Here is a 13,919-nt window from a genome sequence, read left to right as displayed (position 1 = left end):
CATCCTGCCCCTGCCGCGAACGGCGCACATCCATGTGCGCCGCCCCTGCGGGGTTTTTCCCCGCCATGGCCGCCGCTTCGGAAGGGAACCCGGTACGGCAACAGCAAAAGCAAGAGCAAGAGCAAAAACAACCTCGAAAGCAACAGCAACAGCAACAGCAACAGCGAGGCTACGCGCCGCTACAGTAATCGGGCGCCCGGACACTGCAGCGGCGATACCCAATGCTGGCTGTCGAAGCCGGCCGCCGCGAATGCCGCCTGCACCGCCGGCGCAGCCGCCTCCGCCGCCGCGCGCGTCGCGAACCAGGCGAACACGCTGGGGCCGGCGCCGGAAATGCTCGCGCCCATCGCGCCCGCCGCCAGCGCGGCCTGCTTGGCCGCATCGAAGCCGACGATCAACGGCGCACGCCGTGGCTCGATCAGCACGTCGCGCAACCCCGCGCGCACCAGCGCCTCGTCGCCCGCATGGCACCCCGCCAGCACCAGCGCCAGATTGGAACTCTGCGCCACGAACTCGCCAAGCCGGTAGTCGCCGGCCAGCGCCTCGCGCGCGCGGCGCGTCTCCAGCACCGCGTCCGGGTGCACCAGCAGGCTGTGCCAGGCCGCCGGCACCGGCACCGGCACCATCCGCTGCAGCGTGGACAGCACCAGCCCGCCCAGGAACATCGGGCCGAGGTTGTCGCCGTGGCGGCTGCCGCTGGCCACCGCCTCGCCCTCCAGCGAATACGGATAAAGCTGCTCGCGCGACAACGGCGCGTCCAGCAACGCATTGGCCGCCACCAGCGCCGCCACGCACGACGCCGCCGAGCCGCCCATGCCGGAGCTGAGCGGGATGCCCTTGTCGATCTCGATCTCGAACCCGAATGGCAATGCCAGCGCCTCGCGCAAGGCGATCAGCGCCGCGCCGGCGGTGTTGCGCGCGGCCTCCAGCGGCAACGCCACCGTGGTGCCGCGGATCGCGGCGACGCGCACCAGCGGCGCGTCGATGCGGCGCACGGTGACCGTGTCGCCGACGCCCTCCACCGCATAGCCGAGCAGGTCGAAGCCCACCGCCACGTTGGCCACCGAGGCCGGCGCGAACGCGCGCGCCTCGCGCGGCAAGGCGCGGGCGGCGGCGTGCGGCGCCAGCGAGGTCTGCGCCTGGCTCACAGCCGCGCGCCCTCGCCCGCCGCCACCCGCAGCAGGTCGGCGAACACGCCGGCGGCGGTGACTTCCGGACCGGCGCCAGGCCCTTGCACCACCAACGGATTGTCGCAATAGCGGCGGGTGGTGAACTGCACCACGTTGTCGGTCAGGCGCAGGTTGGCGAAGGCATGCTCGGCCGGCAGTTCCACCAGGCCGACGCTGGGCGCGCGGTCCGGCGCCAGCTGCGCCACGTAGCGCAGCACGCAGCCGCGCGCCCTGGCCGCCTGCAGGCGCTGCGCGAACGCCGCGTCCACTTCGTGCAGGCGCGCCATGAAATCCTCCACGCTGGCCTGGCGCAGCGCCTCCGGCACCAGGCTCTCCACCGCCACGTCCTCCAGGCTCAGCTCGCGCCCGGCCTCGCGCGCCAGGATCACCAGCTTGCGCGCCACGTCGGTGCCGGACAGGTCGTCGCGCGGATCCGGCTCGGTATAGCCCATGCCGCGCGCATCGGTAACCAGTTGCGAGAACGGCACGCTGCCGTCGTACTTGTTGAACAGCCAGGCCAGGGTGCCGGAGAAGATGCCCTCGATCGCGGTCACTTCGTCCCCGGTGTCGACCAGATCGCGCAGCGTGGTGATCACCGGCAGGCCGGCGCCGACCGTGGCCTCGTAGCGGAAGCGCGCACCGCTGCTCTCGGCGGCGGCACGGATCGCATGGAAGCGCGCCAGCGGCCCGGCGCCGGCCTGCTTGTTAGGGGTGACCACATGGATGCCGGCGGCGAGCCAGTCGGCGTAGCGGTCGGCGACATTGGCGCTGCCGCTGCAATCGATGATGACCGCATGCGGCAGGTGCGCCGACAGCAGGTGCGCGGTGAACGCGTCCAGGTCGGTGGGCTGCTGGCCGCTGGCGAAGGCCTGCCGCCAGTCGCCGCCGATCGCGCGCGGTTCCAGGCGCATCGCGCTGCGCGAGGCGATCGCGCGCAGGCGCAGGTCGAGGTTGGCCTTGGCCAGCAACTGCGGCTGTGCCACGCGCAGTTGGTCGAGCAGCGCCGCGCCGACGTTGCCCGGGCCGATCACCCCGACCGAGAAGGTCTGTGGCGACAGCCAGAACCCGGCGTGCGCGGCGCGCAGCGCCTTGGTCGCGTGCGCGCTGTCGATCGCCACCGAGATGTTGCGTTCCGACGAGCCCTGCGCGATCGCCAGGATGTTGACCTGGGCGCGGCCCAGCGATTCGAACAGGCGCGCAGCCACGCCCGGCTGCCCGGCCATGCCGTCGCCGACCGCGGCCAGCACGCTGATGCCGGTGGTCAGCTGCACGCGCTGCACCTGGCCGACCACCAGCTCGTGCGCGAACGCCGACAGCAACGCGTCGCGCGCGCGCTCGCATTCGTTCTGCCGCACCACGCAGCAGATCGAATGCTCCGAGGAGCCCTGCGAGATCATCACCACCGACACCCGCGCGTTGCGCAGCGCGGCGAACACGCGCTCGGCGGTGCCGGGCACGCCGATCAGGCCGGTGCCCTCCAGGTTCAGCACCGCCAGGTCTGGACTCAGCGTCAGGCCCTTGATCGGGCCGCTGCTGGCGCTGCTGGCGGTGATGCGGGTGCCCGGATGTTCGGGCTGGAAAGTGTTGCGGATGATGATCGGCAGGCCGCGCTCGATCGCCGGCGACATGGTCTGCGGATGCACCACCTTGGCGCCGAAATAGGCCAGCTCGCAGGCCTCGTCGTAGCTCAGCGTTTCCAGCTGCACCGCTTCGGGCACCACCCGCGGGTCGGCCGACAGCACGCCGTCCACGTCGGTCCAGATATGCAGTTCGTCGGCATCGAACAGGGCGGCGAAGATCGCGCCGGAGTAGTCGCTGCCGTTGCGGCCCAGCGTGGTGATGCGGCCGGCGCGGTCGCGGGCGACGAAGCCGGTGACCACGACGCGCTGCTGCGGATGCTGCGCGCGCCACGTCGACAGGCGCGCCGCGCTGGCCTCCCAATCCACGTCCACGCCCAGTTCGCCGCGATCCACCACCAGCACCTCGCGCGCGTCCAGCACCGCGCAATCCTCGCCCAGCGCGCGCAGGTGCTCGCCGAGCAATTGCGCCGAATACACCTCGCCCAGGCCCTGCACCCGGTCCAGCACCTCGCGCGGCAGTTCGCCGATCACCGCCAGCGCGCCGAGGATCTCCGCGAGATGGTCGAAGCGCGCATCCAGCCATTCCACCGTGACGCCGGCATGCTCGCCGAGCAGCGACACCGCCGCGGCGCGGTGCCGCGCGCGGGTCTCGTGCCAGCGTTCGCGCCAGTCGCTGTTCTCGCTGGCGGCCAGTTCGGCCAGCCCGATCAGCGCATCGGTCACCCCCTTCATCGCCGAGACCACGGTGATCTGCAGGGTTTCCGGGCGCGCCAGCAGCAACTGCGCGACATGGCGATAGCGTTCGGCGTCGGCCACCGAGGTGCCGCCGAACTTGTGGACGACGGTGCGCGCGGCGAGCGCGGGGTCTGCGGCGGGAGCGGAAGCGACGGCGGGGGACGGCATGGGAGACCTCGGAGTGGAGGCCCCGCTCGCATCAGGCCGACGGGTTCCCCCGCATCCTGATCCGGGTGCGGGGCCGTGGGTTTCGACAGTTACGCGAAAACGACGGGCCGCACCGGGCGAATGGTGTGGGTGGTAATACCGGTGGTAATGCCCGCGCAGCAGGCGGCCTGGCACCGAAGCGCGGGCGGCACGAAGCTGGTGACGAGGGCGAGAACGTTGGGCATGGGCGCAAGAGGACATCATGCGCCGGGGTGCTGTCAAGCGCTGTCTGCTGCGCGGCGGCATGCGGACCGCGCCCGGACCGATCCGTTGCAAAAGTTACTATCCGGCGCCGGCGCGACAGAACCTTCGCCAGCGGCACGGCAGGCCCGTCTTACCGGCGCCGTGGCCGGAGCGGATGGTGGGGCCTGCCGGTCTGCCACGCCGATTTGCGCGGCATCGCCGAATGGCGCATCCATGCCACGATCTTGTCCACCATTTTGGACAGTTCCGACGCGATCAGCGCGACCACTGTCAGGAGCATCATGCCGAGCGCGGCGAATACCGGATTCATGCGCCGCACTGTAGGCAAGCGTTTGTGCTGGCCCATGTTCGGAGCGACAAAAACGGCCTGCGGTTGCGGTGTGTTCAGTGCGCGGTTCGGTGCGATTCATTCGCTTCCGGCCAGCACTCGCAGGCACTAAGCAAGGCAAAGCAAAACTAAGCTTTTGGGAAAGACGCGCGGACCTATCGTCCACGCGCCATGCGCCGTTAACGCTGCGTTGGATCAGTGCTGTTGGTTATCCGCCGGCGGCTGTTGCTGCGGATCGCTGGTGGGCTGCTGCGGATCGGCCGGAGGCGGGGTGCCCTGGGTGCCGTCGCTACCGGTGGGCGCGCCGGCGGCGGCGTCGCCGCTGGTGGTACTCGCCGGTGCCGTCGCGCTGTCGGCCTGGCTGGCGTCCGTCGCGGGGGTTGCCGGCGTCGGGTTCTGGTCCTGGGCCGGCTTGTCGCCATCGCGCTGGCAAGCGGCCAGGCCCGCCAGGAGCGAACCGATCAATACGAATTTCAACGTTCTGCTCATTGAGTGACTCCTGCTGTGCATTCGCATGGGGTTGTGGGGAGCGGCCGCCGTGGCTGGCCGGACGAGATGAAGCCCGCAATCCAGGACGCCGACATCGCCCTGCGTTGGGCAACCGGCCAATGGCAACGACGTGGCGCCGTACGCCATGCGATGGACGCATCGCTGGCGCATTCCTGCAGCCGTGCCTGGGGGCGCCTGCAACGGGACAGGCCCGTCGCCGTGCGTCCCGGGTTGCCGGAGCGGATCCGCATCGCGGCATTGCGATGCCGTCCTTTCCAGCATCAGCGGACGGTTGCAGCCTACGCAACGCACTGCTCAGGCAGCGTCGGCGAAAGGTGTAAACAGCGTTATGCGGGCCGGCGCGTAGCGGCCCGATGGCGTGAGGCGACGGCAGGCGATCCGCCTTCCGGCACGCGCGACTGCGGCGCATCGACATGCGCAACGCGGCGCAAGCCTGAACCCGGGACGGGTCCTTGCCCACGTCACCAGCGCGCGACGGCAGCGACCGCGCCGAGCGCGCAAACCAACTTGCGGTGGTGACCCCGGCGCGATTCGAACGCACGACCTGTCCCTTAGGAGGGGACCGCTCTATCCAGCTGAGCTACGGGGCCTTGGCCGGCGCATTGTCGCACGATCGCCGCGCTTGCCAAGCCCGCCGCGGCGCGCGGCGGATGCGGCCTGGCCCGCCCGGTCTGCTAAAATTGCGGGCTAATCGCGTCCCGCGTCCCCCGCCTGCGGTCGCCTTCCCTGTCGCAACGAACCCCAGGAGATTCCATGTCCGCTGACCTGCTCAAGGCGCTCGGCCTGACCGCGTCCAATTCCGGCACCTATCTCGGCAACGGCGAGTGGTCCACGGCCACCGGCGCCGGCGTGCTGCAGCCGCTGAACCCGTCCAGCAACGAGATCATCGCCGAAGTGCAGGCGACCACCGCGCAGGACTACGAGACCGTGGTCGCCCGCGCGCAGGCCGCGTTCAAGCTGTGGCGCACCACGCCGGCGCCGCGCCGCGGCGAGGCGGTGCGGCTGTGCGGCGAGGCGCTGCGCAAGCACAAGGACGCGCTGGGGTCGCTGGTCGCGCTGGAAATGGGCAAGAGCAAGCCCGAAGGCGACGGCGAAGTGCAGGAGATGATCGACATCGCCGATTTCGCGGTCGGCCAGAGCCGCATGCTGTACGGCTACACGCTGCACTCCGAGCGCCCCGGCCACCGCATGTACGAGCAGTACCAGCCGCTGGGCCTGGTCGGCATCATCAGCGCGTTCAACTTCCCGGTCGCGGTGTGGGCGTGGAACGCCTTCCTGGCCGCGATCTGCGGCGACATCTGCCTGTGGAAGCCGTCCAACAAGACCCCGCTGACCGCGATCGCATCGATGAAGATCTGCAACGACGCGCTGCGCGATGCCGGCTTCCCGGACATCTTCTTCCTGATCAACGACGCCGGCACCGAACTGGCCGAAACCCTGGTCGACGACAAGCGCATCGCGCTGATCAGCTTCACCGGCTCGACCCAGGTCGGGCGCAACGTCGCCGAGAAGTGCGCGCGGCGCCTGGGCCGCTGCCTGCTGGAGCTGGGCGGCAACAACGCGATCATCCTCGACGAGAGCGCCGACCTGAAGCTGGCGATCCCCGGCATCGTGTTCGGCGCGGTCGGCACCGCCGGCCAGCGCTGCACCACCACCCGCCGGCTGATCGTGCACGACTCCATCTACGACACCGTGCTGGCGACGCTGCTCAAGGCCTACAAGCAGGTCGAAGGCAAGATCGGCGACCCCACCGACCCGGCCAACCTGATGGGGCCGCTGAACAGCCGCGGCGCGGTCGAGCAGTTCCTGGCCTCGATCGCCAAGGCCAAGGCCGCCGGCGGCACCGTCGAGACCGGCGGCACCGCGCTGGACCGCCCCGGCAACTTCGTGCTGCCGGCGATCGTCACCGGCCTGCACAACGGCGACGACGTGGTGCAGCACGAGACCTTCGCGCCGATCCTGTACGTGATGAAGTACAGCAGCCTGGACGAGGCCATCGACATGCAGAACGGCGTGCCGCAGGGCCTGTCCTCGTCGATCTTCACCCAGAACCTCAAGGCGGCGGAGAAGTTCCTGTCGGCGGCCGGCAGCGACTGCGGCATCGCCAACGTCAACATCGGCACCTCCGGTGCGGAGATCGGCGGCGCGTTCGGCGGCGAGAAGGACACCGGCGGCGGCCGCGAATCCGGCTCGGACGCGTGGAAGGTGTACATGCGCCGGCAGACCAACACGATCAACTACTCCGACTCGCTACCGCTGGCGCAGGGCATCAAGTTCGACCTGTAAGCGATGCGCATCGCCGCCCTGTCCGACATCCACGGCAACCTGCCCGCGCTGGAGGCGGTGCTTGCGGATATCGGGCGGCGCGGCGTGGAGCGGATCGTCAACCTCGGCGATATCGTCTCCGGTCCGCTGTGGCCGCGCGAGACCGCCGAGCGGCTCATGCCGCTGGCGCTGCCCACGGTCCGCGGCAACCACGAGCGCCAGCTATGCGAGCTGGCGCCCGCGGCGATGGGCGCCAGCGATGCCTACGCGCATGCGCAGCTGACGCCGGCGCAGCGGCGCTGGCTGGACGAACTGCCGCCGACCCTGTCCCTGCCGCAGGCGCTGCTGTGCCACGGCACCCCGCACGACGACCTGTGCTGGCTGCTGGACGACCTGGCTGCACCGCACCTGCTGCCTGCCAGCGCGCAACGCGTGCGCGAACGGCTCGGCGATACGCCGCCGGCGCCGCTGGTGCTGTGCGGGCACAGCCATGTGCCGCGCACGCTGCGCCTGGACGACGGGCGGCTGCTGTGCAATCCGGGCAGCATCGGGCTGCCCGCCTACGCCGAGGCGCATCCGCAGCCGTACCGGGTGGAAACCGGCACGCCGCAGGCGCGCTACGCGATCCTGCAATGCGCGCAGGGCCGCTGGGACGCGCAACTGCTGGCGGTCGACTACGACCACGCCAGCGCCGCGCTGCAGGCCGAACGCAATGGCCAGCCGGAGTGGGCGTACGCGTTGCGCCACGGCCGCACGCGCCGATGAACGGCGCACGGCAGGCGCGCTTCTGGGATAATTCGGGCACCGTGCATGCGAGCGAACCCGCTGCCCCCTTCACGAGGATCCGCACATGAGTGCCGTACGCGAAACCAATTCCCTCGCCGTGGTCAGCCTGGTCGCCGGCATCCTCGGCTGGACCCTGATGCCGGTGCTCGGCAGCCTCGGCGCGATCATCACCGGGCACCTGGCGCGCGCCGAGATCCGCCGCCAGCCGCAACGCTTCCAGGGCGACGGACTGGCGGTCGGCGGGCTGATCCTGGGCTGGGCCGCGGTGATCGTCGCGATCCTGTCGGTGCTGGCGTTCGTGCTGTTCTTCGGCGGGCTGGCCTGGTTCGCCAGCACCCAGGCCTGAGCCGATGGACGCCTCCGCTCCGCGCGAACGCTTCAGCGACCGCGTCGCCGACTACATCCGCTACCGCCCCGACTATCCGCCCGCGCTGCTGGACTGGGTGCACGGGGAACTCGCCGTGGCGCGCGATGCGCAGGTCGCCGACATCGGCGCCGGCACCGGCATTTCCACCCGCATGTTCCTGCTGGCCGGGCATCCGACGCTGGCGGTGGAGCCGAACGCGGCGATGCGCGCCGCCGCCGAGACCCTGCTGCGCGACCTCCCCGGCTTCGCCGCGGTCGACGGCAGCGCCGAGGTCACCACCCTGCCCGCCGCCAGCGTCGACCTGATCAGCGCCGCGCAGGCCTTCCACTGGTTCGACCTGGAAGCGGTACGCCGCGAATGGGCGCGCGTGCTGCGCCCCGGCGGACTGGCGCTGGTGTACTGGAACTCGCGCCTGCTCGACGGCACGCCGTTCCTGCAGGACTACGAGCAGTTGCTGCTCGACTACGGCACCGACTACAGCACGGTGGCCGAGCGCTACCACGACGATGCGACGATGCAGCGCTGGTTCGGCGCCGGGCTGCGCGGCACCGCCCAGTTCCCGAACGTGCAGAAGCTGGATTACGACGGCCTGCGCGGGCGCCTGCTGTCCTCCTCCTATGCGCCGCTGGCCGGGCATCCGCGCCACGCGCCGATGCTGGCCGCGCTGCGCGCGCTGTTCGAACGCCACCAGGTGGATGGCCTGGTCGATGTCCACTACCGTACCCGTGCCTTCGCCGGCACGTTGAACTGAGCTGTGCCCATGTATTCCCTCGCCCGCCCGTTCCTGTTCGCCTTCGACGCCGAGCGCGCCCACGCGCTGGGCCTGCGCGCGATCGAGATGGCCTACCGCACCGGCACCAATCCGCTGCTGGCCAGGGCGATCGCGCCGATGCCCACGCGCGCGTTCGGCCTGGAGTTTCCCAACCCGGTCGGGCTGGCTGCAGGCCTGGACAAGAACGGCGAGCACATCGACGCGCTGCTCGCGCTGGGCTTCGGCTTCGTCGAGATCGGCACCATCACCCCGCGCCCGCAGCAGGGCAATCCGAAGCCGCGCATGTTCCGGCTGCCACGCGAGCAGGCGGTGATCAACCGCATGGGCTTCAACAACCTCGGCGTGGACGCGCTGGTGCGCAACGTCGAACGCGCGCGCCGCCGCCATGGCCTGCTCGGCATCAACATCGGCAAGAACAAGGACACCCCGAACGAGGACGCCGCGTCGGATTACCTGCATTGCCTGGAAAAGGTCTACGCGCTGGCCGACTACGTGACCGTCAACATCTCCTCGCCGAACACCGCCGGCCTGCGCGAGCTGCAGGAGGAACAGGCGCTGCGGCAGCTGGTGTCGCAGCTGCGCGAGGCGCAGGAAGCGCTGGCCGCGCGCCACGGCAAGCGCGTGCCGATGCTGGTCAAGGTCGCGCCGGATCTGAGCGACAGCGATATCGACGCGGCGGCGCGGGTGCTGTCGGACCTGCAAGTGGACGGCGTCATCGCCACCAACACCACCGTCGCCCGTCCCGGCCTGGAGCGCAACGCGCTGGGCGCCGAGGCCGGCGGCCTGTCCGGCGCGCCGCTGCTAGGCCAGTCCACGCTGGTGCTGCGCCGGCTGCGCGCGCGCCTGCCCGAGGCGATCCCGCTGATCGGGGTCGGCGGCATCCTGTCCGGTGCCGATGCGGTGGCGAAGATGGCCGCCGGCGCGGCGCTGGTGCAGTGCTACAGCGGGCTGGTGTTCCGCGGCCCGGAGCTGATCGGCGAATGCGTCGAGGCGATGCGCCGGCGCCGCGAAGCGCCCAGCCGCGGCGCGGTCGCCGCGCTATGAGCAACGCCTGGTCGCTGACCGCGAATGCGCCGCTGCAGGCGCTGAATACCTTCCATGTCGCCGCGCAGGCGCCGTGGCTGCTGCAGATCTTCGCCCCCGACGCGCTGCCCGAGGCGCTGCTGGCGCCGCAGCTGGCCGGTGCGGCGCTGCTGCCGCTGGGCGGCGGCAGCAACATGCTGTTCGCCGGCGACGCGCCCGGCGTGGTGCTGGCCTTCGCCAACCGCAGCATCGACACGCTCGAACACCGCGCCGACTACGCCATCGTCCGCGCCGGCGCCGGTGTGGGCTGGCACGAACTGGTGATGTGGTCGCTGGCGCAGGGCCTGTCGGGCCTGGAGAACCTGGCGCTGATCCCGGGCACGGTCGGCGCCGCGCCGATCCAGAACATCGGCGCCTACGGCGCGCAGGTCGGCGAGTTCGTGCACGTGGTCGAGGCCTACGACCGCGCCGACGCGCGCTTCGTGCGGCTGGATGCGGCCGCCTGCGAGTTCGGCTACCGCGACAGCCTGTTCAAGCGCCAGCCCGACCGCTACCTGATCGCCGCGGTGGAATTCAATCTGCCGCGGCTGCATGCGCTGCGCCTGGACTACGCCGGCATCGGCGAGGAACTGGAGGCGCTCGGCATCGCCATGCCCGGCGCGCCCGACGTGGCGCAGGCGGTGATCAACATCCGCCGCCGCAAGCTGCCCGACCCGGAGGTGCTCGGCAACGCCGGCAGCTTCTTCAAGAATCCGCTGCTGCCGGCCGAACAGGCGCAGGCGCTGCAGCACGCGTACCCGGCGCTGCCGGTGTTCCCCGGCGACGGCGAGGACCAGCGCAAGCTGTCGGCGGCGTGGCTGATCGAGGCCTGCGGCTGGAAAGGCCACCGCGACGGCGATGCCGGCGTGTCCGCCGCGCATGCGCTGGTGCTGGTCAACCACGGCCAGGCCAGCGGCGCCGAGCTGCTGGCGCTGGCGCGGCGCATCTCCGCCTCGGTGCTAGAGCGCTTCGGCGTGATCCTGGAGCCGGAACCGCGCATCGTCGGCGCGCACTGGTGAAGCAGCCGGTGTCGCTGCGCGCGGCCGCGCTGATGCTGGCCAGCACGCTGTCGTTCGGACTGATGGTGATTGCGATCCGGCTGGCCTCCGCGCACCTGTCCACGGTGGAGATCGCGTTCTTCCGCAACCTGTTCGGCTTGCTGTTCCTGCTGCCGATGCTGCTGCGGCCGGGGCAGTCGCTGCCGCGCACCACGCAGTTGCCGCGCTACCTGCTGCGCACCGCGATCGGCCTGGTGTCGATGCTGGCCGGCTTCTGGGCGATCGGCCACCTGCCGCTGTCGCAGGCGATCGCGCTGTCCTACTCCACGCCGCTGTTCGTGACCCTGGCCGCGGCGTTCTGGCTCGGCGAGAACGTGCGCCTGCGGCGCTGGATGGCGGTGCTGTGCGGTTTCGCCGGCGTGCTGATCATCCTGCGCCCCGGCGCGGCCACGTTCAGCGCCGGCACCCTGATCGCGCTGCTGGCGGCGGTGATGGGCGCGCTGGTGGCGATCCAGATCAAGCAGCTGGCACGGGTCGATTCGGCCAACACCGTGGTGTTCTACACCTATGCATTCTGGGTGCCGATGTCGCTGCTGCCCGCCCTGTTCGCCTGGACCTGGCCGCAGGGCATCGACTGGCTGTGGCTGCTCGCCACCGGCCTGTTCGGCACGCTCGGGCAACTGCTGTGGACGCGCGCGCTGCGCATCGGCGAAGTCTCGGCGCTGACCCCGATCAGCTTCGTGCAGCTGCCGTTCGTGGCCGTGTTCGGCTGGTGGCTGTTCGGCGAAGCGCCGGATCGCTGGACCGTGCTCGGCGCGCTGATCATCCTCGGCGCCAATGCCTACATCGCTCACCGCGAGGCGTTGCTGGCGCGGCGCGCCGCCAGCGCCGCGGCCACCGCGGCGGCCAAGCCTGGCGAATGAGCGCGCCTGTCCGGCCCTGCCGACGCCAGGCGCGCGGGCCGCGCACGAACCGGCGACAGTGCGCGATCATCGCTGCCCGCACCCGGCGAACGGGCGACACGTGGAGAACGGCATGAAGACCATCGGCCTGATCGGCGGCATGAGCTGGGAATCCACCGTGCCCTACTACCGGCACATCAACGAAACGATCCGCGCGCAGCTGGGCGGGCTGCATTCGGCCAGGCTGCTGCTGTACAGCGTGGACTTCCACGAGATCGAGCAACTGCAGCAGGCCGGCGACTGGGACGCGGCCGGCGAAGCGATGGCCGTGGCCGCGCGCGCGTTGCAGGCCGGCGGCGCCGATTTCCTGGTGCTGTGCACGAACACCATGCACCGCGTCGCCGACGCGATCTCCGCGGCGGTGCCGCTGCCCCTGCTGCATATCGCCGATGCCACCGCCGACGCGGTGCAGGCCGCCGGCATGACCCGGATCGGGCTGCTCGGCACCCGCTTCACCATGGAGCAGGACTTCTACCGTGCTCGGCTGCAGCGGCGCGGCTTGCAGGTGCTGGTACCGGACCTGCCAGGGCGCGAAGACGTCCACCGCATCATCTACGACGAACTGTGCCAGGGCGTGATCCGCGACGCCTCGCGGCTGCGCTACCGCCAGGTGATCGCGGCGCTGCAGGCGCAGGGCGCCGAGGCGGTGATCCTGGGCTGCACCGAGATCTCGCTGCTGATCGGCGCCGGCGACGCCATGCTGCCGCTGTTCGACACCACCGCACTGCATGCGCACGCGGCGGCCTTGCATAGCCTGGCCTAGCCACGGCAGCGCACAAGCGTTGCCGGCACGGATCGGCTACGCGCGCGGCCCAGGGGGCGGCGATGCGCTCCGGCAAACTTCATAATGGGCGCACGCCCGATTGCAAAGAACACCATGCGCCTGCTTCGCCTGCTCGCCCTCGCCGCGCTCGCCCTGCTGCTGTGCCCGGCGCTGCCGGCCTTGGCCATCGCGATTCCCGAGTACACGCCGAATGTCGTCGATCCGACCGGCGCGTTGAGCGACGCGCAGCGGCAGCAGGTCAACGACGCGCTGCACCAGATCCGCGAGGAACAGAACATCTGGGGCGCGGTCTATGTCGTGCCCTCGCTCGACGGCGAGGACATCGAGCAGGTGGCCGACGCGGCGTTCCAGAAGTGGCAGCTCGGCAGCAAGGGCGCCAACAACGGCCTGCTGCTGGTGCTGGCGCTGCAGGACCGGCGCTCGCGCTTCGAGGTCGGCTACGGACTGGAAGGCGTGCTGCCCGATGCGGTCGCCCGGCGCGCACTGGACGATCATCTGGCGCCGAAGATGCGCCAGGGCGACACCGCGGGCGCCATCGTCGATGCATTCGGCTTCATGGCGCGCGTGGCCGCCCAGGACCCGGAGAGCCTCGCGGAACTGTCGCGCGCCTCGTCTGCCGCCGAGCAGGATGAACGGGCGGACTGGAAACGTGGCGTCGCCGCCTGGGCAGGCCTGCTTGCGCTGATCTGGCTGCTGCCGCCGCTGCTGGCGCGCCGGCAGCAACGCCTGCGCGCGCGCCTGCAGCAGCGCCATCCGGAACTGGCCGACGCGCCGGAAGAGATCGCCAGCTCCAAGCGCAAGCGCGCATCGTCGGGGGCGTTCATCAAGCTTTTCCTGACCATCAACCCGGGCGTATTCGTGCTGGTGCTGTCGAGCCTGTTCTGGCTGGCGTTCTGGCTGTGGATCGCCGCCGAAGTGCTGACACTGTGCTTGATGCTCGCACTGTCGGGCCGCCGCTACCGCTCGCCGGACCGGTATCGCGCCTTCCTGCAGGAGCAGGAGCGCATGCGCAAGGCGCTGATCCGCAAAGGGCATGTCGTCGAGACCGCGGCCGGCACCTACGCCTACACCCCGGCGTACTACGCCAGCGAAGCGGCATCGTCAAGCTCGTCGTCCTCGTCCAGCGATTCCTCGTCGTCCGGCGGCGGCAGCTCGGGCGGCGGCGGCGCCAGTTCGAGCTGGTAGCTGCC

The 13,919-nt window shown here is 70.8% G+C and carries 13 protein-coding genes, 1 tRNA gene and 1 pseudogene; 10 read left to right on the top strand and 5 right to left on the bottom strand.

Features of this window, described 5'->3' with window-relative positions; genetic code table 11:
* Window positions 1-188 (top strand): annotated as a pseudogene (locus tag H9658_RS23110) (hypothetical protein); the annotation flags it as partial.
* Here H9658_RS23110 and H9658_RS22425 read toward each other — a convergent pair.
* From H9658_RS22425 to H9658_RS22405, 5 genes are all read right to left on the bottom strand, one after another.
* The gene (locus H9658_RS22425) at window positions 180-1,148 is read right to left on the bottom strand and encodes a homoserine kinase (RefSeq protein ID WP_191827011.1); all 969 of its coding nucleotides are present in this window, start codon (window positions 1,146-1,148) and stop codon (window positions 180-182) included. The pseudogene H9658_RS23110 and the gene H9658_RS22425 sit on opposite strands and share 9 nt — an antisense overlap.
* The gene (thrA, locus tag H9658_RS22420; RefSeq protein ID WP_179564296.1) at window positions 1,145-3,652 is read right to left on the bottom strand and encodes a bifunctional aspartate kinase/homoserine dehydrogenase I; all 2,508 of its coding nucleotides are present in this window, start codon (window positions 3,650-3,652) and stop codon (window positions 1,145-1,147) included. Before thrA ends, H9658_RS22425 begins: the two co-directional genes overlap by 4 nt.
* Window positions 3,653-4,025: 373 nt before the next feature.
* On the bottom strand, window positions 4,026-4,205 hold the full coding sequence (locus tag H9658_RS22415; protein ID WP_191827010.1) for a hypothetical protein: 180 nt from the start codon (window positions 4,203-4,205) through the stop codon (window positions 4,026-4,028).
* A 213-nt stretch (window positions 4,206-4,418) separates the two neighbouring features.
* On the bottom strand, window positions 4,419-4,712 hold the full coding sequence (locus tag H9658_RS22410; RefSeq protein ID WP_191827009.1) for a hypothetical protein: 294 nt from the start codon (window positions 4,710-4,712) through the stop codon (window positions 4,419-4,421).
* 534 nt (window positions 4,713-5,246) lie between these two features.
* Window positions 5,247-5,323, bottom strand: a tRNA-Arg gene (locus H9658_RS22405).
* Window positions 5,324-5,486: 163 nt separating this feature from the next.
* Here H9658_RS22405 and amaB point away from each other — a divergent pair.
* The 9 genes from amaB to H9658_RS22360 all read left to right on the top strand — a co-directional run bounded on the left by amaB (window position 5,487) and on the right by H9658_RS22360 (window position 13,914).
* Complete coding sequence (gene amaB, locus H9658_RS22400; protein ID WP_191827008.1) at window positions 5,487-7,019, top strand: L-piperidine-6-carboxylate dehydrogenase; 1,533 nt, start codon at window positions 5,487-5,489, stop codon at window positions 7,017-7,019.
* A 3-nt stretch (window positions 7,020-7,022) separates the two neighbouring features.
* On the top strand, window positions 7,023-7,763 hold the full coding sequence (locus H9658_RS22395; RefSeq protein WP_191827007.1) for a metallophosphoesterase family protein: 741 nt from the start codon (window positions 7,023-7,025) through the stop codon (window positions 7,761-7,763).
* Window positions 7,764-7,848: 85 nt separating this feature from the next.
* Window positions 7,849-8,130: a DUF4190 domain-containing protein gene (locus H9658_RS22390; RefSeq protein ID WP_179564286.1), complete on the top strand. Its 282-nt coding sequence runs from the start codon at window positions 7,849-7,851 to the stop codon at window positions 8,128-8,130.
* Window positions 8,131-8,134: 4 nt separating this feature from the next.
* Window positions 8,135-8,902, top strand: coding sequence for a class I SAM-dependent methyltransferase (locus H9658_RS22385; protein WP_191827006.1), 768 nt, complete (start codon window positions 8,135-8,137; stop codon window positions 8,900-8,902).
* A 9-nt stretch (window positions 8,903-8,911) separates the two neighbouring features.
* On the top strand, window positions 8,912-9,967 hold the full coding sequence (locus H9658_RS22380; protein ID WP_191827005.1) for a quinone-dependent dihydroorotate dehydrogenase: 1,056 nt from the start codon (window positions 8,912-8,914) through the stop codon (window positions 9,965-9,967).
* On the top strand, window positions 9,964-11,004 hold the full coding sequence (gene murB, locus H9658_RS22375; protein WP_179564280.1) for a UDP-N-acetylmuramate dehydrogenase: 1,041 nt from the start codon (window positions 9,964-9,966) through the stop codon (window positions 11,002-11,004). The genes H9658_RS22380 and murB overlap by 4 nt, the downstream gene beginning before the upstream one ends.
* Window positions 11,005-11,036: 32 nt before the next feature.
* Complete coding sequence (locus H9658_RS22370; protein WP_191827013.1) at window positions 11,037-11,906, top strand: DMT family transporter; 870 nt, start codon at window positions 11,037-11,039, stop codon at window positions 11,904-11,906.
* A gap of 112 nt (window positions 11,907-12,018) precedes the next feature.
* Entirely contained in the window at window positions 12,019-12,708 is a 690-nt protein-coding gene (locus H9658_RS22365; RefSeq protein WP_191827004.1) for an aspartate/glutamate racemase family protein, read from the top strand.
* 114 nt (window positions 12,709-12,822) lie between these two features.
* Window positions 12,823-13,914 carry a TPM domain-containing protein gene (locus H9658_RS22360; protein WP_225210193.1) on the top strand — a complete coding sequence of 364 codons (1,092 nt, stop codon included), beginning with the start codon at window positions 12,823-12,825 and terminating at the stop codon, window positions 13,912-13,914.
* Window positions 13,915-13,919: the final 5 nt, after the last annotated feature.

It is taken from the genome of Xanthomonas bonasiae (genome assembly GCF_014836395.1).
Classification (GTDB): Bacteria; Pseudomonadota; Gammaproteobacteria; order Xanthomonadales; family Xanthomonadaceae; genus Xanthomonas_A; species Xanthomonas_A bonasiae.
The sequence above is the reverse complement of the archived record's forward strand: the minus strand, read 5'-3'. Positions and strand labels throughout refer to the sequence as shown.